The 19,708-nt window shown below is 60.7% G+C and carries 20 protein-coding genes and 1 riboswitch; of the genes, 11 read left to right on the forward strand and 9 right to left on the reverse strand.

Going from position 1 to position 19,708, the window contains the following annotated elements; translation table 11 throughout:
- Nucleotides 1–34 precede the first annotated feature (34 nt).
- Nucleotides 35–769 carry a FadR/GntR family transcriptional regulator gene (locus tag L9O85_RS02355; RefSeq protein WP_301579429.1) on the forward strand — a complete coding sequence of 245 codons (735 nt, stop codon included), beginning with the start codon at nt 35–37 and terminating at the stop codon, nt 767–769.
- A gap of 14 nt (nt 770–783) precedes the next feature.
- On the forward strand, nt 784–1,512 hold the full coding sequence (locus L9O85_RS02360) for an SDR family NAD(P)-dependent oxidoreductase (protein WP_301579430.1): 729 nt from the start codon (nt 784–786) through the stop codon (nt 1,510–1,512).
- A 1,458-nt stretch (nt 1,513–2,970) separates the two neighbouring features.
- Here the strand turns inward: L9O85_RS02360 and L9O85_RS02365 are convergent.
- Nucleotides 2,971–3,348 (reverse strand): TnpV protein, encoded by a 378-nt coding sequence (locus tag L9O85_RS02365; protein WP_301579432.1) that lies wholly within the window; start codon nt 3,346–3,348, stop codon nt 2,971–2,973.
- Nucleotides 3,349–3,635: 287 nt separating this feature from the next.
- Here L9O85_RS02365 and L9O85_RS02370 point away from each other — a divergent pair, with 287 nt between their 5' ends.
- The gene (locus L9O85_RS02370; RefSeq protein WP_050622727.1) at nt 3,636–4,088 is read left to right on the forward strand and encodes a hypothetical protein; all 453 of its coding nucleotides are present in this window, start codon (nt 3,636–3,638) and stop codon (nt 4,086–4,088) included.
- A 265-nt stretch (nt 4,089–4,353) separates the two neighbouring features.
- Here L9O85_RS02370 and prmA read toward each other — a convergent pair whose 3' ends face one another.
- From prmA to L9O85_RS02390, 4 genes are all read right to left on the reverse strand, one after another.
- On the reverse strand, nt 4,354–5,310 hold the full coding sequence (gene prmA, locus L9O85_RS02375; RefSeq protein ID WP_301579434.1) for a 50S ribosomal protein L11 methyltransferase: 957 nt from the start codon (nt 5,308–5,310) through the stop codon (nt 4,354–4,356).
- A gap of 35 nt (nt 5,311–5,345) precedes the next feature.
- Entirely contained in the window at nt 5,346–6,218 is an 873-nt protein-coding gene (locus L9O85_RS02380) for a DegV family protein (RefSeq protein WP_050622725.1), read from the reverse strand.
- A gap of 60 nt (nt 6,219–6,278) precedes the next feature.
- Entirely contained in the window at nt 6,279–6,812 is a 534-nt protein-coding gene (locus tag L9O85_RS02385; protein WP_108979903.1) for a DUF1836 domain-containing protein, read from the reverse strand.
- Between the two features lie 68 nt (nt 6,813–6,880).
- Nucleotides 6,881–7,804, reverse strand: coding sequence for a putative ABC transporter permease (locus tag L9O85_RS02390; RefSeq protein WP_050622723.1), 924 nt, complete (start codon nt 7,802–7,804; stop codon nt 6,881–6,883).
- A gap of 197 nt (nt 7,805–8,001) precedes the next feature.
- Here L9O85_RS02390 and L9O85_RS02395 point away from each other — a divergent pair, with 197 nt between their 5' ends.
- The 6 genes from L9O85_RS02395 to L9O85_RS02420 all read left to right on the forward strand — a co-directional run bounded on the left by L9O85_RS02395 (nt 8,002) and on the right by L9O85_RS02420 (nt 11,955).
- A complete protein-coding gene (locus tag L9O85_RS02395) occupies nt 8,002–8,496 on the forward strand; it encodes a MarR family winged helix-turn-helix transcriptional regulator (protein WP_050622722.1) in 495 nt (164 codons plus the stop codon).
- A 2-nt stretch (nt 8,497–8,498) separates the two neighbouring features.
- Nucleotides 8,499–9,344 (forward strand): DegV family protein, encoded by an 846-nt coding sequence (locus L9O85_RS02400; RefSeq protein ID WP_108979902.1) that lies wholly within the window; start codon nt 8,499–8,501, stop codon nt 9,342–9,344.
- A 342-nt stretch (nt 9,345–9,686) separates the two neighbouring features.
- Complete coding sequence (locus tag L9O85_RS02405; RefSeq protein ID WP_050622720.1) at nt 9,687–10,061, forward strand: GntR family transcriptional regulator; 375 nt, start codon at nt 9,687–9,689, stop codon at nt 10,059–10,061.
- A 4-nt stretch (nt 10,062–10,065) separates the two neighbouring features.
- The gene (locus L9O85_RS02410) at nt 10,066–10,926 is read left to right on the forward strand and encodes an ABC transporter ATP-binding protein (protein ID WP_050622719.1); all 861 of its coding nucleotides are present in this window, start codon (nt 10,066–10,068) and stop codon (nt 10,924–10,926) included.
- Nucleotides 10,923–11,573: an ABC-2 transporter permease gene (locus tag L9O85_RS02415; protein WP_301579437.1), complete on the forward strand. Its 651-nt coding sequence runs from the start codon at nt 10,923–10,925 to the stop codon at nt 11,571–11,573. The genes L9O85_RS02410 and L9O85_RS02415 overlap by 4 nt, the downstream gene beginning before the upstream one ends.
- Before the next feature lie 253 nt (nt 11,574–11,826).
- Nucleotides 11,827–11,955: a hypothetical protein gene (locus L9O85_RS02420; RefSeq protein ID WP_256183230.1), complete on the forward strand. Its 129-nt coding sequence runs from the start codon at nt 11,827–11,829 to the stop codon at nt 11,953–11,955.
- A gap of 87 nt (nt 11,956–12,042) precedes the next feature.
- Here the strand turns inward: L9O85_RS02420 and L9O85_RS02425 are convergent, their stop codons facing one another.
- Both L9O85_RS02425 and L9O85_RS02430 read right to left on the reverse strand, forming a co-directional pair.
- Nucleotides 12,043–13,803, reverse strand: coding sequence for a Na+/H+ antiporter NhaC family protein (locus L9O85_RS02425; protein WP_108979899.1), 1,761 nt, complete (start codon nt 13,801–13,803; stop codon nt 12,043–12,045).
- A 146-nt stretch (nt 13,804–13,949) separates the two neighbouring features.
- A riboswitch (Lysine riboswitch) is annotated at nt 13,950–14,119 on the reverse strand.
- Nucleotides 14,120–14,208: 89 nt separating this feature from the next.
- Nucleotides 14,209–14,631, reverse strand: coding sequence for a PaaI family thioesterase (locus L9O85_RS02430; RefSeq protein WP_157954667.1), 423 nt, complete (start codon nt 14,629–14,631; stop codon nt 14,209–14,211).
- A gap of 131 nt (nt 14,632–14,762) precedes the next feature.
- Between L9O85_RS02430 and L9O85_RS02435 the strand changes: the two genes are divergently transcribed.
- Both L9O85_RS02435 and L9O85_RS02440 read left to right on the forward strand, forming a co-directional pair.
- Nucleotides 14,763–15,461: a hypothetical protein gene (locus L9O85_RS02435; RefSeq protein ID WP_108979897.1), complete on the forward strand. Its 699-nt coding sequence runs from the start codon at nt 14,763–14,765 to the stop codon at nt 15,459–15,461.
- 73 nt (nt 15,462–15,534) lie between these two features.
- A complete protein-coding gene (locus L9O85_RS02440) occupies nt 15,535–16,479 on the forward strand; it encodes an alpha/beta hydrolase (RefSeq protein WP_108979896.1) in 945 nt (314 codons plus the stop codon).
- Nucleotides 16,480–16,519: 40 nt separating this feature from the next.
- Here the strand turns inward: L9O85_RS02440 and L9O85_RS02445 are convergent, their stop codons facing one another.
- Both L9O85_RS02445 and rlmB read right to left on the reverse strand, forming a co-directional pair.
- The gene (locus L9O85_RS02445) at nt 16,520–18,769 is read right to left on the reverse strand and encodes a hypothetical protein (protein WP_082203462.1); all 2,250 of its coding nucleotides are present in this window, start codon (nt 18,767–18,769) and stop codon (nt 16,520–16,522) included.
- A 66-nt stretch (nt 18,770–18,835) separates the two neighbouring features.
- Nucleotides 18,836–19,621 carry a 23S rRNA (guanosine(2251)-2'-O)-methyltransferase RlmB gene (gene rlmB, locus L9O85_RS02450; protein WP_301579440.1) on the reverse strand — a complete coding sequence of 262 codons (786 nt, stop codon included), beginning with the start codon at nt 19,619–19,621 and terminating at the stop codon, nt 18,836–18,838.
- Between the last annotated feature and the right edge of the window lie 87 nt (nt 19,622–19,708).

A 19,708-nucleotide genomic window follows, 5' to 3' on the forward strand; every position in this document is an offset into this window, starting at 1 on the left:
TTCCAGTCAACCAACATAAGGGGCGATACATGATATGCAAGCAATTGACAAAGTTTCGGTCGTCCAGCAGGCAGTTGAACAGCTGAAAACATATATCAGCTCAAATGATCTGGAGGTGGGACAAAAACTGCCTACCGAGAAGGAGCTGTGTGCACAACTGGCCATTGGCCGGGGCAGCCTCAGAGAGGCCCTGCGGATCCTCGCTGCCACAGGATATGTCTCTCAGCAACCCGGCCGAGGTGCCTTCGTCATGCGCACCAAAGACGTCAGTCACGACAAAGACGTGATCAACTGGTTTGAGACCCACGAAGTGCAAATGAAAGATTATCTGGAAGTGCGCACGGTATTCGAGCCTCTGGCCACCAAGCTGGCCATCAGCCGCTGCACGGACGAGGATTACAAGAAGCTCGAGGGCATCCACAAATGTTTTAAAGCAGCTGTAGAGGCCAATGACTTTGACCACATTTTGCTGGAAGAAGGCAATTTTCACGAAACCATTATCAAGCTGTCCGGCAACGAACTGCTGATCAATATTTTCAAGCTGATGCAGCAACCCATGATGAATTTCCGTTATCGAAGTCTTTCTCTGCCCAATGCACCTCAGGATGCGTTAAAACCCCACACGCAGATCCTTCAGGCTTTCGATCTCCGCGATCCCGATTATGGAGAAGCATGCATGCGCAAACACGTCACATTGGGCATCAAGAATCTGAATCTCTCCAAAAAAAATTACCACAGGGATACCACTCCCCCATCAACACAGGAATGACAGGAGGAGGCTATATGTTGTTGAAGGATAAAATCGCAGTTGTCACCGGTGCTAACCGCGGCTTAGGAAAGGCGGTCGCCCTTCGCTTCGCGGAAGAGGGGGCCAAAGTTATGCTAGTGGGACGAAACACGGAGGCTCTGCAGGCCGTCCAGAAAATGATTGAAGCAAAAGGCGGCGCTGCGGAAGTGTTCTGTGCGGATGTAACAGACCCGGCGGCAGTTGATAAAATGGCCGCGCAGATCGACCAGTCCCACGGCAGGACAGATATTCTGGTCAACAATGCGGGGATCTCCATCGAACAGCCGTTGAACGACATGAGCATCGAGACCTGGAAGCAAATCATTGACACGAATCTTAACTCCGTCGCGGTGGTGATCAAAGCGTTTTTGCCCATAATGATCCGTCGAAATTCCGGAAATATCGTAAACGTCGGTTCTGGAGCCGGGCTGCGCGGCTTGCCCGGAAGTTGTGCATACTCTGCGTCCAAGGCCGGCGTTATCTGCCTGTCCCAGGCTTTGGGTGACGAAGTCCGCCGCTATGGCATACGAGTCAATGTGATTTGCCCTGGTCCCATTGACACGGAGTTGTTCCAGCTGTCTGAGCGGCGGGAATACCTCTTGAAAAATGGCGGGGATGTCTTCTCACCAGAAAGCGTGGCGAACAGCATTCTATTTTTGGCCTCTGAGATGTCCGGCGGCATGAACAGCCAGATACTGACCATGCGCGGCATCAACCGCTGGTAAGCGCCCATGAGCTTTCAGATCACCACCATGATTGAAAACGAATCCCCAACAGATCGTTTCTCTGCTGAGCACGGGCTCAGTCTGCTGATTGAAACGGACGGTTTCCGGATGCTGTACGATACCGGGGCATCCCCGCCTTTCTGCCCAACGTCCGGGCCATGGGAAAGAGCCTTGACGGTTTGGATGCCGTGGCCCTCAGCCACAGCCATTACGACCACACTGGCAGGATCTTTTCCTTGCTCCTGTCTCCATATTGCCCCCGTCGTCTATTACGGCGCACATTTTTTGATGGGCGTTACGTCAAAAAGCAGGACGGCATGCTGGATATTGGCGCTGACATTATGCCCGAGCTGTTTCCCTGTTGCGGCGTCTCCGGTGTCATTGTGGGCTCTGCGCCCGTGAAGCTGCACGAAAATAGGCGCCATACCACAAAGAGAGCGGCGGCAACCAGGTGCCCCTCAAGGATCGGTAAAGATCACCGGGAGCGGTTATATGCTCCCAGTCTTTTTATGCAGCTTATGAAGCATCGTTTTTTTCGGTATTTCTTCCGTAAATTTTGATGCCCAAGTCTGGATGGCCTGATGAACAGTACATTCGCAGCCACCTTTTCGCTGACAGAACTTATGCTGACAACCATTCTCTACCTAGCAGGGGGACCTCCACATTTTACAAATGAGGCGCTAAACGCTTGTTATACTAACGTGATTTACCTATCCTGACCCATTGACCCGCCGTATTAGTGGGCAACTGGTGCTCAGTAAACGCAGATACATAGCGGGAGCAATTGTAGGTTGCCATTATCTCTCCCACGCCCTGTCCTTCGTTTTTTTCTGCTGTTCCACGTTCTGAGGCTGTTGTTCCCGCTGTGTCTCCTTCAACTGATCCCAACTAGATCGTGCATCATAGTTAGCTTTCGGTACAGAGTAAGCATTGATAGAAGTGTGTACAAATACTTTGAAAATGCTAAATTTGACTATTAAGTAATTGAAAAATCTTTTCAGGAACGAAATGCACACGTATATGGTCTAACAGCCATGTATGTGTGCTCTGGGAGGCAGAGCGACGGATTGCCAGATGGCATAATCTGCTGTTTTGGGTTGCTGCGCTCACTCCAAAAGGCTGCCACGCCTGGCGGCTCGGTCGGCGCCTCAAAGCAGTTCACACTTTGAGGCTGCCACCGGCGACCCGCGCCTCTTGCGCCTTGTTGCCGCAATGCCCACTTTTATCACCCTCTCCTCATACCCCTTTTGTTTTCCAGGGGGACACTCAGAAAAACGTATTAAAAAGGGACACCGCCTTACCGCAGTGTCCCTTTTCGCCCATTTTGCTGAAACTCTCGCCCATATGGCAGTCAATCCGATTTTTTCTTCTTTCCTGATCCAGCTTTGGCTAAAACAAGGCGGGGGTGCAAATCGCTCAAGTCTTAACTTCAAAGCATTGCCCTACTGCCACTTTGCTTTATACGTATATGAGCTCCTTATCTACAGCTTCCATCGCACTGACTCGAATATTGTTCATCTTACCGATCCATGCCATTTGGTCGGTGGCTTTCATTGTTTCAGTGATCTCCTGCGCCTCGGCCATCTGTTGGATGATAGTGTCCATCAGCTCTTGCGCTTGCTGGTCAATGCCGGCGAGATAGGCATTCAGTTTCCCGCTCAGCAGCAAAGCATTATATAATGCGGGACGGTACTCTTTGAGATACCGTTTGTGCCGCTGCCCCCATACGCCGACAGCCTGTTTTTCTTCAGTAGGTGCAGTCACGCATGGGAGATAATAATCGCCGGTCAGTTCATACCACAAGCCGTTATCCTCGTTAAAAATATACTTATCCATATTGAGATCCTCCGCTGTCATATATTCGCACATACATCACAGTTCCCCGATTGCCACAATTTCTTATATCTTGTTGTGGGATTTTCCTGCCCTTGTTTCTGCCCTTATGGACGGTCAGGGCAAGAGTAAACTCGTGTGAAATCGAATAAAGGGATAAGGCGAACACACTGCGGAAAATCCTTTATTTTCAAGGCTTTCAGCGGATTGCATTAAATACCTATGGCGAACGATAATCGATCATAAAATAGTGGTATTCAAATCAGGATTTAACAGAGGAGCATGGTAGTATGAAAAAAACAATAGCTTTGATATCCCTACTGGTTTTAATGCTTTGGCTGGTCGGCTGCAACAAAAAAACGGTCAATATCAACTTTCCATTTGAGGTTGGAGATGTTGAAACCATTGAACTGTACCGCTATGCGGGAGCGCCCGTTTCAGCAGAAAAGAAAGTTGTTGATGCAGAAGAAACTATAAAAGACCTGTATGATATGTTCGAGGGGCTGACCTTAGAACTCAAAGAAGTAGAAGAAACCACAGGAGCAAAGATAACCAGTTTTAGATTTAATCTATCCGACGGAACGACCTACGAATTGATTTATGGCTGCTATGGAGTAAAGACTGGCAATCTAAAATCCTCAACAGGTAATTTTGAATACTTTACGAGTGCAGACATTGGAGCTTATTGGAGCGATATTGACCTTGAAGCAGTTGCCGTTGAAGAAAGCGAGCTGCCGAAGTAAGCTGCCTCGTTTTAATTTTTGGACTGGGCTTGTATTGAAAAAGTGCATACTAAATTTTCATCATCAGTGTGTTGGTATGTGCCTTTTGAGGTTTGCAGCATGCAGGTCAAACATAGACTAGGGAAAAGCTCCACCTGTTCAAGGGTGGAGCTTTTTCTGTGCATTTCGGTGAATAAAGCGTTGGGCAGGCCTAAATCAGTCCAAATGGGACAAGGGAAAACCATGTGTTGCCAACCGCCCGCGCCGGGGGGCGGGGACGGGGAGATCAGCCCCGGGGGGAGGGGCAGCGGGCCTCCAGGGCCACCCAGCCGTTCTTCTCCCGCCGGCCGGTGAGGGTCAGCCCCTGACGGACCAGGGCCTCCTCCACCTCGTGAGCGCGGGTGTCGATGATGCCGGAGCACAGGAACACCCCAGCCTCCGCCAGCAGAGCGGGGACCTGAGCGGACAGGGGGATGATCACGTCGGCCACGATGTTGGCCAGCACCAGATGATAGCGCTGACAGGCCAGCTGGGCCGCCAGCGCCCGGTCGGAGAGGATATCTCCCGCCCGGACGGTATAGCGGTCCCGGCCGATGCCGTTGAGGGCGGCATTCTCATAGGCCACATCCACCGCTTTGGGGTCGATGTCCACCGCGGCGGCGGTGCTGGCACCCAAGCACAGAGCAGCGATGGAGAGGATGCCGCTGCCGCAGCCCAGGTCCAGCACGGGCCGGCCGGTGAGGGTGTGCTCCTCCACCCCCTCCAGGCAGAGCTGGGTGGACGCGTGGGAGCCGGTGCCGAAGGTGAGGCCGGGGTTGAGGTACAGGGGGCTGCGGCCCTCTGGAACGGGATCATCCCGCATCCACTCGGGTACCACATAGAGGCGCCGGCCGACCTCCAGAGGTTTATAGTACTTCTGCCAGCTGTACGCCCAATCGTTGTCCGTCAGGGGGGTGACGGTGTACTCCGCGTCCAGGCCACGTGTGTACTGCTCCAGCTGGACCCGGCCGGCCCCGTCGTCGGTGACGTAGAACTTCACCCGGGTGACGCCCCGCATCCGGTCCATCAGCTCCTGGTCCACATAGTCCCAGTACTGCTGGTTCTGCTCCAGAAACTGCTGGAACTCCCCCTCATCCTCGATGACCAGCCCGGTCATGCCCGCGGCGGTCAGCTTGGCGGTCACCTCGTCCAGGCGGTCCGGGGTGGTGTTGACGGCCACTTCCAGCCATTTGATCTCGTCCATGGAGACGCTCCTTTGTGATGAAAATAGAAGTTGGCTCAGCGCTGAGTGCCCAGATAAAACAGGGCCAGGGTGCCGGGGCCGGAGTGGGCGCCGATGACGGGGCCCACATAGTTGATGCGGATGTCCTGGGTGCCGAAGCGCTCCCGGACCATCTGGGCCACGGCCTCCGCGTCCTCCAGGCAGTCGCCGTGGCTGATGAAGACGGTCTGTTTCCCCGCCTCGGTGACGGTCTTTTCCATCTTGTCTACCAGGGCCTTCAGGGAGGACTGCCGGCCCCTGGCCTTGCCGATGTTGATGAGGTGCCCCTCGTCGTCCACGTGGAGCACAGGCTTGATCTGGAGCATGGAGCCCACCACGGCGGTGGTGGCGGAGATGCGCCCGCCCCGCTTGAGGAAGTGCAGGTCATCCACCGTGAACTGGTGGCAGAGGGAGAGCTTGTTGGCCTCGGCCCAGTCCCGGACCTCCTCGATGGTGCGGCCCTTCTTCCGCTCCTGGGCGGCGTACCACACAAGCAGCCCCTGGCCCAGGGAGGCGCACAGGGTGTCCACAGTGTACAGCTTCCGCTCCGGGTACTTCTCACTCAGCTCCTCCACCGCCAGCTTGGAGGACTGGAAGGTGGCCGACAGACCGGAGGAGAAAGCCAGTACCAGCACGTCCCGGCCAGCCTGGAGCAGGGGCTCGATGGCCTCCACATACTGGTTCATGTTGACTGCGGCGGTGGTAGCCACCTCGCCGGCACGGAGGCGCTGGTAGAAGAGATGGGGGTCCATCTCCCGGTTGTCGGGGTAGTTGTGGTAATCGGCCCCGCCGATGGTGAAAGTGAGGGGAAGTACCTGCACGTCCGCAGCCTGGGCCATCTCTCCGCTCAGGTCGGCGGAGGAGTCGGTGAGAATGATGAAGTCGGACATAAGATTGACCTCCTGATATTTGAACTGGAGCGGTGCCGCTCCGAAGGGATCGCGATGAGATCACTTTTTTGCCTTTTTTGGGGCCTCCTCGCACGGGGGCTGGAGGATATCCAGGATGCGTGCACAGGCCAGCTGGCTGGCATAGCTGCGCAGGGCCAGGTCCAGGGCCAGGCGGGGCAGGTCCTCGGGGGCGGCCTGGGGTGGCAGGGATTGGGCGGTCTCATTCAGCGCCCGGTCCAGGGCCTGGAGGAAGTAGGCGTACAGCTCCTCCGGCGGCTTCTCCCGCTTTTCCCCGGCGGAGACGAGCACCTTCATGTCCCGCACGGAGAGCACCCGCTTCAGGGCGCACACGGCGGTGAGGTAGCCCAGATGGATGGGACCGTACCGCTTCCCGTCCGCCCGGGGGACCAGACCGTCCTTGATATAGTTGTTGACCATGGCAGAGGTGAGGACCTCGCCGTCGTCGAAATGGATCAGCTGGCGGGGCATGTAGGAGATGATCTGATCCATGTAAAGGGCCAGATCAGGCAGCTCCGCCCAGGGGGTGGGACGCTCCTGCTCCAGCCGCTGCTTCAGGTCCAAAAGCTCATCCAAGGGAGAGCCCCCTTTCAAAAGTGGTTATCGTTAGTATATCACAAAATAACAGATACTGCAAAGGAAGATCACACAGACCCGCCTTTTTTCTCCTGACGCTCCTTCTGACGCTGGCGCAGCCGCTCCAGGGCCTGCTTGTGGTCGATGGAGCGCATCTGGGGGAAAGCCCGCAGCAGGCGGCGTTGACCGAAGGTGTGGCGGTCCAGCAGCTCGCTCAGGGATTTGCGCAGCTGTTCCAGCTCCTCCAGACGCTGGGCCCGGCGCAGCGCCAGATCCAGCTGATATTCGCTGCGCTGCTCGGCCAGCTCCTCTTTCCAACTGGCCAGATCCTCCATCAGGTCCTCACGCCGGTCGGCCAGGGACTCCTTCCAGTCCGCACCTTTCTCGGCTGCGTCCAGCACCCGGTCAGCCAAATTTTCGCCCAAATCATTGGAGAGAGCCTTGATACGGCCGGCCAGCTCGTCGATTTGGCCCAGGCTGCGGTTGATCCGGGCGATGGTGCGCACGGTGGCGGTCAGGTCCACCGCCATGACGGAGACGAAGCAGGCCAGCAGGACCAGGCCCAGGGTGTGGGGGATGTGGCGGATAAGCCATAGCACCGAGGGGTGGATGATCTCCATCACCAGCAGGCAGGCCAGCCCCCAGGCCAGGGAGAAGCGCAGGCAGATATAGCCGCCCAGGTTGAAAGGCTCGTTGGTGTAGTCCCACCAGCGCTGATGGAAAAGCTTCTCCAGCGCGAAGCCAACCCCCAGTTCCAGCAGGGAAGTGAGGAGCACCGAGCCCAGAAAGAGCAGGAGTGTGTTCTCCATAAGAGGGGTGAGGCAGAGGACCACGATGACCACGCCAAAGCCGTAGATGGGACAGACCGGGCCGTTGAGAAAGCCGCGGTTGACAAATTTACCGGTGTTCAGGGCGAAAAAGCAGACCTCCAGGCACCAGCCGAGAAAGGAATAAATAAAAAAGATCCATAAAAACAAATAAAAAGAATGCAAAAGATACCTCCTGCCCTCAGGCTGCGTGGGATGCGTCCATGTCTGTCTGTTAAGAAGTATAGCCGATTTGCCGGGGAAAGTCCAGAAAATTTGTGGGAATACTTGACAGGACGAAAAGGACAGAGTAAAATAATTAGAACTTCAAACTATTTGAAATTCAAAGAAAAATACTTGTCGGCGGAGAGGGGGAGAGCCCGGTGACAGCGGAGCAGGAGCGCTATTTCAAGAGCTTTTTGGACCACATGTTCGACCATATCATGGATCTGGAGGAGCGGGCCCTGCACCACGTGGGGGCGGATGACCTCTCCGTGCGGGAACTGCACGTGCTGGATGCAGTGGGGGAGCGGATGGCGGACGGCCGCAACACCATGACAGGCATCGCCGACGGCCTCTCCATCCAGGTCAGCTCGCTGACGGTAGCGGTGAACACTCTGGTGCGGAAGGGATACCTGGTCCGGGAGAGGGAGAACCGGGACCGGCGGGTGATACGGGTCCTGCTGACTGAGAAGGGGGCGGAGGCCAGCCGGGTCCATACCCAGTTCTATGGCCGGGTAGTCCACCGGGTATGCAGCCGTCTGAATGAGGAGGAGTCCCAGGTGCTGGTCCAGTGCCTGCGTCAGCTGGACGAGCTGTTCGACTCGTTGAAGCGGCCGGGGAAGACCGGCGTCAGTGAAAAAAAGGGAGGTTCTTGACCATGTCCGTTCAGATCCTGACCGACAGCACATCCGATATCCTGCCGGAAGAGGCGGAGCAGAAGGGGGTGCGAGTGGTCCCGCTGCTGGTGAACTTCGGGGAGGAGGCCTTCCGGGAGAATGTGGAGATCACCCACCAGGAGTATTTTCGACGGCTGGCCCAGGCGGAGAGCCTGCCGACCACCAGCCAGCCCACCCCCCAGGACTTCCTGGCCCATTTTGAGCAGGTACGGGACGCGGGGGACAGCCTGGTGTGTGTGCTGCTGGCTTCCAAGCTCAGCGGCACTTTCCAGAGCGCTCAGCTGGCCAAGGAGCTCAGCGGCTACGACGAGATCTATATCGTGGACTCCCAGCAGGCCCTGTGCGGGCTGCGAATGCTGGTAGACTTTGCCTGCGTGCTGCGGGATGAGGGGCTGTCCGCACGGGAGATCGCGGAGCAGGTGGAATCCGCCAGCCACCGGGTGCGCCTGTTCGGCATCGTGAACACCCTGGAGTATCTGCATAAGGGGGGACGCCTGCCCGCCTCCATGGCGGTGGTGGGGACGCTGCTGAAGGTGAAGCCCCTCATCACCCTGCGGGAGGGAGAGGTGGGCATCCTGGGCAAGGGCCTGGGGGTCAAGAACGGCCTGGACAACCTGCTGAAGCTGATGGGGGACGAGATCCATCCTGAGCCCCGTCTGCCCCTGTACTTTGGATATACCCAGACCCACAACCTCTGTGACCAGCTGCGGGAGCGGGTGGTGGAGAAGTATCACCCGGCCCGGGTGGAGCAGAATTCTGTGGGGGCTGTGGTGGGTACCCATGTGGGCCCCGACGGAGCCGTAGTGGTCTACCTGGATCAGGAATAATATTTTGCGGGATTGCGGAAAAAGCCGCCCCTTTCGCCAGCTTGGCGGAGGGGGCGGCTTTCGCTGTTCCCTGCAGGCCTGCATTTCCATGGAAGGCCGCCCCCCTCATTTATGGAGGTATGCGCCGTGCCGCCTTTCCCGAGAGAAGGCCTTTCGGGCGGCCCACAATTTTTTCAAAAAAATAGGGCCGGCCTATTGACAAAAGGAAAATGACTGTTATACTGTGCATATAGTATATATACAATATGACCCGAGAGAAAGGATAAGCGCTCCCCTGGGCGGGCCGGCGGCGGTCCGGACGCCGCACGCCTGGTCTGGCGGGGTGCTTATAAGGTGCCGCAAGTGGACATCATCATCAGTAATTCCAGCGGAAAGCCGATCTACGAACAGATCGCGGACCAGGTCAAGGAGCAGATCATGGCAGGCGCGCTGGCGGCAGGGGACGCCCTGCCTTCCATGCGCCTGCTGGCCAAGGAGCTGCGGATCTCCGTCATCACCACCAAGCGGGCCTATGAGGAGCTGGAGCGGGACGGATTCCTGGAGAATGTGCCGGGAAAGGGGTGCTTTGTAGCCCCTCAGAACCGGGAGCTGCTGCGGGAGGCCCAGCTGCGCCGGGTGGAGGAAAAGCTCACCCAGGCCATCGAAGAGGCCCGACGCGGGGCGGTGTCTCTGGAGGAGCTGAAGGAAATGCTGACAGAGCTGTATCAAGAGGTGTAAAGCGATGGAAAACATCATTGTCGCAGAGGGACTGCGGAAGGAATACGACGGATTTGCCCTGGAGGATGTCTCCTTCCGGGTCCCCGGCGGAGCCATCATGGGGCTGATCGGGGAAAACGGGGCGGGCAAGACCACCACCATCAAATGCCTGCTGAACCTGGTCCGGCGGGACGCCGGGACCGTCACCCTGCTGGGGATGGATGATCTGGAGGGGGAGAAGGAGATCAAGCAGGATGTGGGAGTAGTGCTGGACGAGTGCTTCTTCCATGACAGCCTGCGGGCAAAGGACGTAGGCGTCATTCTGGCGCCGGTGTACCGGGGTTGGGACGAGGAGCTCTACCGCCGGTATCTGAAGAAATACAAACTGCCGGAGAAAAAATTTATCAAGGAATACTCCCGGGGCATGAAAATGAAGCTGTCCCTGGCGGCGGCCCTGGCCCACCGGCCCCGGCTGCTGATCCTGGACGAGGCTACCGCGGGGCTGGACCCGGTGGTGCGGGATGAGATCCTGGACGAGTTCCAGGGCTTTATCGAGGACGAGGAGCACGCGATCCTTATTTCCAGCCATATCACCAGCGACCTGGAGAAGATCGCAGACTATATCACCTACATCCACCAGGGCCGCGTGGTGCTCTCGGACAGCAAGGACGCCATTCTGGAGCACTATGCCAAGCTGGGCTGCACCCAGGCCCAGCTGCGGGACATCCAGCCCGGAGATCTGGTGCGGGTGCGGAAGGGCAGCTTCGGCTGTGAAGCGCTGGTACGGGACCGGGCGGCCTTTGCCCGGAAATACCCCGGCCTGATGCTGGACCGGGTGACGCTGGAGGATATCATGCTCTTGATCGGAAAGGGGGAGTCGGCATGACCGGCCTGATGATGAAGGATGCCCTTGTGATGCGGAAGACCCTGAGGCTCTATGCCCTGTTCCTGTTGTTCTACTCCGGATTGGCCGTGCTGGGCGTTTTCCCCATGTCCATGGCCCTGGCTATGGTGGAGGTGATCGTGATGGTGCTTCCCATCTCCAGCTTCAGCTATGACGAGGCGGCGAAGTGGGACCGGTACGCAGCTGTGCTGCCCGTGGGACGTACCGCTGTGGTAAAGGCCCGGTATCTCTTCCTGCTGCTGGTGCTGCTGGCGGCGGCGGCCATCGGGCTGGTGGGGAGCATCCTGGCCTCCCTGCTGGCACGGGAGGATCTGGGGGAGCTGCTGGCCACCCTGCTGGTCTCTATGGGTTTAGGGCTGATGATCGCGGACATTATGCTGCCGGTGGTCTATCAGCTGGGGCCGGAGCGGGCCCGGCCTTGGATGTATGTCATCATTTTTGCCCCTATCGTGGTGCTGCTGGGGGGCGCCAGGCTGGGCCTCTTCGATGGGATAGACCTGTCCTGGCTGGATCAGCTGCCCGAGCTTGCTGTCCTGGGGGTCTTTGCCCTGGTGCCATTGGTGCCCCTGGTGGGGATGCTCCTGTCCTGCTGGATCTCCTGCAGGATCTACGCCAGGAAGGAGTTCTGAGGTGGACTGGGCGCGGGCGTCCCTGTGGGGCGGAAAGGCGCTGGGGCTGGCGCTGGCTCTCCTCTGTCTTACTAGGAGCATTGAGCCGGACGGTCCGGCGGCCTGGGGAATAGCGGCCGGGGGTGTCCTCCTGATCCTCTGGGGCGGGGGCCGGGGCGGAAAATGAGCGCGCCGGAACGGCGGGCCCCTTGCGCCCGGCCCGGACCCCGTGGTACAATAAAAGGAGAATACAGGGAAAGGGAGCGTGAGCGCCGTGACGACACAGGAGGCGATCCGAGAGCTGCAGAATATCCGCCAGTACTGCGCGGCCAAGTCCATCCCAGCGGTGGATTTTGCCCTCAAAGTGCTTCGGGAGAAGCTGGAGCAGGAGGAAAAACAGTAAAAAGACAGGAAAAAGCCCCGGCATCCGAAAATGCGGATGCCGGGGCTTTTCACTTGAGGGAAATAAGATGGCCGGAAAAGAGCTGGGTCATGCGGCGCGGTGGGACTGGCCGGGGGAGAGCTGCTTCATGATAAACAGGAAAGCCAGCATGAGTACGATGCCCACAGGCAGGGCAATGAAGGGGGTCTGCACGAAACCGGCCACAATATAAGTGACAAAGGAGATGACTGCACAGGAGATGGCGTAGGGAAGCTGCGTGGACACGTGGTTCACGTGGTCGCACTGAGCGCCGGCAGAGGCCATGATGGTGGTGTCAGAGATGGGGGAGCAGTGGTCGCCGCACACAGCGCCCGCCATGCAGGCGGAGATGCAGATGATGCCCAGGGGATTGTCCAGGGGGAAGACGTTCTGCACGATGGGGATCAGGATGCCGAAGGTGCCCCAGCTGGTGCCGGTGGCAAAGGCCAGGCCGCAGCCGATGAGGAACACAATGGCGGGCAGGAAGTTCTGCAGGCTCTCCGCATTGTTGTACACAAAATCACGGACAAAATATTTGGCGCCCAGGGAGTCGGTCATGGACTTCAGAGACCAGGCAAAGGTGAGGATGAGGATGGCGGGGACCATGGCCTTGAAGCCCTCAGGAACGCAGGACATCATCTCCTTGAAGGACATGGACCGGCGCACGGTGTAGTAGATCAGGGCGAAGAGCAGGCCGAAGGCAGAGCCGAACATCAGGCCCACGGAGGCGTCCGAATTGGAGAAGGCAGAGACAAAGTCGGTGCCGGAGAAGAAGCCGCCGGAGTAGATCATGCCGATGACGCAGCAGACGACCAGCACCGCGATGGGCAGCACCAGGTCCATGACCGTGCCCTTGGTGTCGTCGATCTCCTCATCCAGCATGGCATAGGGGTTGGAACCGGAGAAGAGGTCGTTGTTCTCAATGGCGTTGCGCTCGAACTTGGCCATGGGGCCGAAATCCACCTTCATCAGGACCAGACCCAGCATCATTACGATGGTGAGCAGGGCATAGAAGTTATAGGGGATGGCCCGGATGAACAGGGTCAGACCCTGGCCGTCCTCCGCAAAGCCAGAGACGGCGGCCGCCCAGGAAGAGATGGGGGCGATGATGCACACCGGGGCAGCGGTGGCGTCGATGATATAAGCCAGCTTGGCCCGGGACACATGATGCCGGTCGGTGATGGGGCGCATCACACTGCCCACGGTGAGGCAGTTGAAGTAATCGTCGATGAAGATCAGGCAGCCCAGCACGATGGAGGCCAGCTGAGCGCCCACCCGGCTCTTGATGTTCTTCTTGGCCCAGCGGCCGAAAGCGGCGGAGCCGCCCGCCTTGTTCATCAGGCACACCATGGTGCCCAGGATGACCAGGAAGATCAGGATGCCCACGTTGTAGCTGTCAGACAGAACGGAGACGATGCCGTCGCTGAACACGTGGACGAGGGTGCCCTCAAAGGCAAAGTTGGAGTAGAGCAGGCCGCCCACCAGGATGCCGATGAACAGGGAGGAGTAGACCTCCTTGGTGATCAGGGCCAGGGCGATGGCGATGACCGGGGGCAGCAGGGAGAAGGCGGTGTTGTAAAAGCTGCTGGGGGACTGGACATAGCCGGTCCCGCCGCAGGTGGCACACACATTGGTCCCGCCGCAGGACTCGCACTGTGGGTCCAGGCCGTAGCACACCATACAGGCGGTGCTGGTGCCGCAGTCGGGACACTCGATCATCTTGCTGCCCGGCTCGTCGGTGGGGTTGGAGGCGAAGACGGAGGTGGTCAGGGCCAGCAGCAGCATGACCACCAGCACCGCCCGTGTGATCCAGGTGCGTCGCGTTCTCATAGAAATCGTTCCTTCCTTTCTTTTGATCCACACACATCCCAGCTGAAGCGGCGGTCAGACAAAAGAAAAGGCCATGGCGCGCGATCCCGGAGCGGCCATGGCGAAGGGGGGCGGTCTGGCGGCGAAAACAGGCCAGACGGCAGGCCCCCCTGGATAGCGCTCCACTTGCAGTGACAGTCCGGGGGATCTTCTCCCCCGGCCCAGGAGGGGACGCCCAGGCAGGCGGCCCGACCTTCGGCGGCGTTCCCTCTCCCCCGGGACGGCTGCCTGGCCTCTGTCCCGGCGTACGCATGAACGCCGCGCCTCTATCCGACACGATTCAGTTGGAAGTGCAAGTATCCTACCACGCCTCTGTCAAAAAGTCAAGGCATTTGACGGGCGGTTTGGGAAAAAACGAGAAAAAAGTCAGCTGTGGGACATGAAAAAGGTGAAAGTCCCGGTGGCCACGGTTTCACCGGACACATTGGTCAGCTCCACCTGGATGACGGAGAGGTGGTAGCCCATCTTCTTCGGGGTGGCAGTGCAGAAGATGCGGGGGCCATCGGCGGGGCGGAGGAACTCCATGGTGCTGCTGGAGGTGACGCAAAGCCCCCCTTTGGAACAGGCGCAGCACCCGCCCACTGTGTCCGCCAGGGTGGCCAGGGCGCCGCCGTGGACCTTGCCGTGGGGGTTGATGCTGTTGGGGCCCACCTCCAGCACCCCCTGGGCAAAGCCGGGCTCCACCCGGGTGACCAGAACGCCGCTCTCATAGGAGAACTGGTGGGGGGCGTTGACCACGGAGTTGAGGTGGACTCCAGGCAGGTCGGCGTTGGAAGAAGAGAGAGACAAGGGAAACACTCCTTTTTCACAAAAAGTCTGAAAGACGGGAAAACGGGGAGAGTTGTATCCATCCGCCCCTCCGGCGCATAGGATGGGGAGAATCCAGGCGGGCGCAGGCCCGAAATAAGGAGGGAGCGACTGTGGAACAGAGACAGACCGCCCCGGCCCAGGACACGGAGCGGGCGGTGGTGGATTTGGAGACCTTTGAGCGGGTCTGGCGCAGAGTGATGCCCAACCAGGACATGAGCCCCATCCAGGTGGGGGCGCCGACCGGGCCGGGGACCGGGGCGGAGCGGCAGGCGGAACGGATACCCGCCCCGGCGCAGCTCCAGAATCAGGATCAGGGGGCCGCCCCGGCGGCCCAGATCCAGAGCTCGGCGCAGCTCCAGCCCCAGAGCCAAGTTCCCGCTCCGGCGGAGCAGGCCGCTGGGCAGGTCCGGCAGCTGGAGGAGTTGATGGAAGGGGCCTGGATGGGCCACAGGATCTATCTGGAGCTGGCCCGGCGGGCCCGGGGCAGCGGGGCCCGGACCCTGAACGCCCTGGCGGCGGAGCAGCGCAGGACGGCCCAGCGGCTGGCGGCCTGCTGGTTCCTGCTCACCGGCGCCTGCTACCACTTCTCCAGCCCGCCCATCCCGCGGGTCTGCCCCCTGGCCGCAGCGCTGCGGGAACAGTTCCTGCAGGAGCAGAAGTGGAGACGGTTATGCCAGCGGGCGGCAGCGGAAGGGGACAGCACCGCCTGCGGGGGGCTGTATGAGACGCTGGACGGGCAGGCGGAGCACCGCATGGAGGCCATCCGATGCCTGCTGGAGCAGATGCAGCCCCTGCCCAGCGGGGGTTGACGGATGGAGAAAATCTGATAGACTTGAGCCATAAGGACCAGAGGGTATCTTAACACGAAAGAGGGCCGGTGTCATGTGTCAATTTCAACAGTTCCGATTTCCGTCCAGCGATGGGAGCAGCTCCTGCTACGCCGGGGCGTGGCTGCCCCCGGAGGAGCCTCGGGGCGTGGTGCAGATCGTACACGGGGTGGGGGAGCACATCGGCCGCTATGAGACAGCGGCCCGATTCCTGACCCGACAGGGCTTTCTGGTGTGCGGCGAGGACCACCTGGGACACGGGAACACGGTCCAGGACGGCCGCTACGGCGCCTTTGCCCCCCAGAACGGGTGGAAGCTGGTAGTGGCCGACATCGCCCGACTGCGCCGCATCCAGGGGGAGAAGCATCCGGGCGTCCCCTACTTCCTCCTGGGCCACTCCATGGGCTCTTTCCTCACCCGGACCTACCTCATCGACCATCCGGGGACGGTGGACGGAGCCATCCTGTCGGGGACCGGGCAGGAGCCCGCCCCCCTGGTGGCTTTCGGAAAGCTGCTGGCCGGACTGGAGTGCCGCCGGCTGGGGTATGACGGGGTGAGCCCGCTGGTGGACCGCCTCTCCCTGGGGGCCTATAACCGCAGGTTCCGGCCCAACCGGACCAGCGCGGACTGGCTCTCCCGGGACGAGGAGCAGGTGGACGCCTATCTGGCCGACCCGCTGTGTAGCCACAAGTCCAGCGTGTCCATGTTCCGGGACATGATGGGCGGTCTCCAGTACATTGCCCGCCGGGAGAACCTGGCGCGGATGGACCCGGACACGCCGGTCTATTTCTTCTCTGGGGACCAGGACCCAGTGGGCGGCATGGGAAAAGGGGTGCGCAAAGTGTACGCCATGTTCCAGGCGGCGGGCTGCCGGGACGTGACCCTGAAGCTGTATCCAGGCGGCCGACACGAGATGTTTAACGAGCTGGACCGGCAGCAGGTCTTTGACGACCTGCTGGCCTGGCTGGAGGCCCACATGCCCCGGGAGGGACGGGCGTAAAGAGACCGGGCGCGCCGCGCAGAGCGGCGCGCCCGGCTTTTCAATACCGGTGGACCCAGCCGCTGAGGAACCACACAGGCAGCAGCCACATCAGCAGATAAAACAGCAGGTTCAGGGGGGAGAGGGAGGCGTAGGCGTCCACAGAGGTCAGGTAGTAGGCCAGCAGAACCCCCAGGGTGGAGCCGGCGCAGGTGAGCACCGCGGAGGCCCGGACGGCCCGGCGCAGGCGGCGGGCCCCCACCACCGACTCGGCGAAGGGGAGCAGCCCCTCTCGACAGAGCACGGCGGTGAGCACGCCGGTGTGGTCCTGCTCCGGATCGGACAGCTCCCGCCGGCGTTCCACCGGAGGAAAGTCCATCCGGTCTGCCGCCAGCTTGAACCGCTGCTGGAGCATGGCCGGGATGAGATTGAAGTCTCGGGTGGCCAGCACCGGCCCAACCCGCTCCCGAAGCAGGGAGGTGAGGGAGGGAAACACGGTGTCGGGCAGGGTGTAATTCAGGGCGAAGATGCCGGCCAGCTCTCCATCGATGGCACAGAAGACCGCGTTTTTCACGTTCAGCCCCTGGGGCAGGGGCACCTCCATCAGGTTCATGAAGGCGGCGGAACCCACCAGCACCTGGTCCCCCCGGATGTTGGCGGAGAGGCCTCCGCCCTCATAGCAGCACAGGCTGTCCGCCCTGCGGAAGATGGCCCCCTGGGTGCGGAGCAGGTCGTGGAAGAGCTTTTCCAGCCCACAGCCCGAGTCCCGGATCAGGGTGGCGGTGTAGCCCACCACCCGTTCCACGGAGAAGTCCCCAAAGACCTTGATGCCGTTGAGCTCCACAAAGCCGGGGGGGAACAGGTCCAGATCGGTGATGAGGACCCGGTTGCCCCGCCGGGACCCGGCCGCGCCGGGCCAGCCGGCCAAGGCACCGCCGCTCTGGGAGACCCGGCGGGCCACCTTGTGGAAGGAGCGGCCATAGGCCAGTGCCCCACCGAAGCCGGCGGCGGCAGTGAAGGTGGCGGAGAGACACCACATCAGGTGCTCCCCCTCCCCGATGCCGAAGGAGGCCAGCAGGGAAAAGACTATGCAGGCCAGCAGCAGGACGGGACAGAACACCCGGTAGATGCGCTGGGCGCCGTCGTCCATCTGGATCTGGCTGCCAAAGCCGGCGGGGGTGCCGGACCACTTGGCGTAGGTGTCCTTCCCGTTCCACTTGCCCTCGTCCAGAGTGACCAGATAGGGCTCCGCGGCAGCCGCTGCGGTGCGGCAGGACAGGCGCAGGGCACACCGCTTGTGATAGGTGCCGTGGAGCAGGAAGAACAGGCCGAACAGGGCGGCGGGACAGTAGGAGAGCTGCCCGCCCCGGTCTTGGCTCCCGGCCAGCAGCAAGGTATCCGCCAGGGTGAAGGCGCAGGAGAGGGCGGCCAGGGTGTCCATCCCCACCTTCAGCCTCACACCGCGCCACAGGCCGGCGGCCAGCACGTCGAGAGACAGCAGCATACCTGCCCCCAGAAGCCCGGCGGAGATCCAGAGGAGGAGGGGATATCCCACCGCCAGCTCCGGGGGGAGGGAGACAGGGAGTGAGGGGAGCAGGCAGGGGACCAGAGCGGCGGCGGCCAAAAGAAAGACCAATAGGGAGCGGACCCGGAGCCCCTTAAGGCCCTTGCCGTAGGTGCGGGCCAGCTCCTGGGGGGGGAGGTCGGGGGGCGGGGGCTCCTGCCGGCGGGGCCGGCGGACATAGCGCAGGTCCTCCTCCGTCTCCTGGTCGGTGCCGGGGATCAGGGTCTCCAGGCGGCGGACCTCCTCTGGGTCCATCTGCTCCGACTCCTCAAACATACGGTCGGCGTAGTCATCCGCCTTTTTGCTGATGTCCTTGAGGAAGGAGGCCAGAGGGCTCTCCTCCTCGGGAAACTCGACCACCTTGTCTCCATTTTCTTCGGCATCCAGGACGGCGTCTGCCTCCGGGGCCTCCCCTTCGGGCTCCGAAGGGCCCTTCTCCGGCTCGGACTCATCCTGGGGGGCGGGGCCGTCCTCCTCCGGAGGTAGAGCTCCTCCCCCTGGGAAGGCCACCACGTTGTCTCGGTTCCGACGGGGACGGGGGGCCTCCGGCCAGGGCAGGTCGGGGCCGTCGTCCTCCGGGGGCGACGGGCGCAGGGGGATGGCGCTGCGCCCCGGCGGGCTTTTGACGCCGTACTCGGCCAGAATGTCGTCCAGGGAGAAGCCGCCGTCCTCCGCACCGGCGATCAGGGACTTGACATCGGCCAGCTCGTCGCCGAGATTCAGTTTTTTATCCTCACGGTCGCTCATGGTCATTCCTCTGTGATGTGTGAAATGGGAATTCTGTGCCGCTGACCCCTGGGGGCGGCAGGTACGTTATCCGCCCAGGCGCTGACGCACCGCCTCGTAAAGCAGGACAGCAGCGGCAGCGGAGGCGTTGAGGGAGTTGATCTTGCCAAACATGGGGATGGAGACGGTGAAGTCACAGTTCTCCGCCACTAGACGGCCCATGCCGTCCCCCTCGCTGCCAATGACGATGGCGGCGGGGCCCTTTAAATCGGCCTGATAGAGCTGGGTGGTACCGCCGGCAGCGGTGCCGAACACCCAGACGCCCTCCTCCTTCAGCTTCTTGAGCAGGGAGGGCAGGTTGGGCACCCGGGCTACCGGCACATGGGCCACCGCCCCGGCAGAGGTCTTGGCCACCACGGCGGTCAGGCCGGCGGAGCGGCGCTTTGGAATGATGACTCCGTGGGCACCGGCGGCGTCGGCGGTGCGGATGACCGCCCCCAGATTGTGTGGGTCGCTGAGCTCGTCGCAGACCACGATGAGGGGGGCCTCACCCCGCTCCCGGGCAATATTCAGGATGTCGTCCACAGTGGCATATTCCCGCACGGCGGCCAGTGCGATGACCCCCTGGTGGGAATGGGTGCGGCTCATGCCGTCCAGCTTCCGGCGGTCGGCGTCCACTACCACAATGCCCTTCTCCCGGGCGGCGGAGGCGATGTGTCCCAGGGTGGGATCGGTGTCCCCCTTCATGAGAAAGATCTTGTCGATGGCTACGCCGGCCCGCAGGGCCTCGGTGACCGCATTGCGGCCTTCAATGACGCCGTCGTTTTCCGCCTCCACAGGGGCGGAGCGGCGCAGCGGGGGTCGTTTGTTCATGGAGCAGTCCTCCCATCCGTCGTTCCAGTTTGCATAATAAAATAATATATCACAATCCGGCAGGGAGGGGAAGGGTCAAATTGCGGG

The organism is Lawsonibacter asaccharolyticus (assembly GCF_022453915.1).
Lineage (GTDB): Bacteria > Bacillota > Clostridia > Oscillospirales > Oscillospiraceae > Lawsonibacter > Lawsonibacter asaccharolyticus.

Bases quoted from the DNA above. Each gene is read 5' to 3' on its own strand.
- L9O85_RS02380 (WP_050622725.1), bottom strand. From the start codon at position 6,218: ATGTCCGACTTCATCATTCTCACCGACTCCTCCGCCGACCTGAGCGGA.
- prmA (WP_301579434.1), bottom strand. From the start codon at position 5,310: ATGGACGAGATCAAATGGCTGGAAGTGGCCGTCAACACCACCCCGGAC.
- L9O85_RS02440 (WP_108979896.1), top strand. From the start codon at position 15,535: ATGTGTCAATTTCAACAGTTCCGATTTCCGTCCAGCGATGGGAGCAGC.
- L9O85_RS02400 (WP_108979902.1), top strand. From the start codon at position 8,499: ATGTCCGTTCAGATCCTGACCGACAGCACATCCGATATCCTGCCGGAA.
- L9O85_RS02445 (WP_082203462.1), bottom strand. From the start codon at position 18,769: ATGAGCGACCGTGAGGATAAAAAACTGAATCTCGGCGACGAGCTGGCC.
- L9O85_RS02370 (WP_050622727.1), top strand. From the start codon at position 3,636: ATGAAAAAAACAATAGCTTTGATATCCCTACTGGTTTTAATGCTTTGG.
- L9O85_RS02355 (WP_301579429.1), top strand. From the start codon at position 35: ATGCAAGCAATTGACAAAGTTTCGGTCGTCCAGCAGGCAGTTGAACAG.
- L9O85_RS02410 (WP_050622719.1), top strand. From the start codon at position 10,066: ATGGAAAACATCATTGTCGCAGAGGGACTGCGGAAGGAATACGACGGA.
- L9O85_RS02365 (WP_301579432.1), bottom strand. From the start codon at position 3,348: ATGGATAAGTATATTTTTAACGAGGATAACGGCTTGTGGTATGAACTG.
- L9O85_RS02425 (WP_108979899.1), bottom strand. From the start codon at position 13,803: ATGAGAACGCGACGCACCTGGATCACACGGGCGGTGCTGGTGGTCATG.
- L9O85_RS02360 (WP_301579430.1), top strand. From the start codon at position 784: ATGTTGTTGAAGGATAAAATCGCAGTTGTCACCGGTGCTAACCGCGGC.
- L9O85_RS02415 (WP_301579437.1), top strand. From the start codon at position 10,923: ATGACCGGCCTGATGATGAAGGATGCCCTTGTGATGCGGAAGACCCTG.
- rlmB (WP_301579440.1), bottom strand. From the start codon at position 19,621: ATGAACAAACGACCCCCGCTGCGCCGCTCCGCCCCTGTGGAGGCGGAA.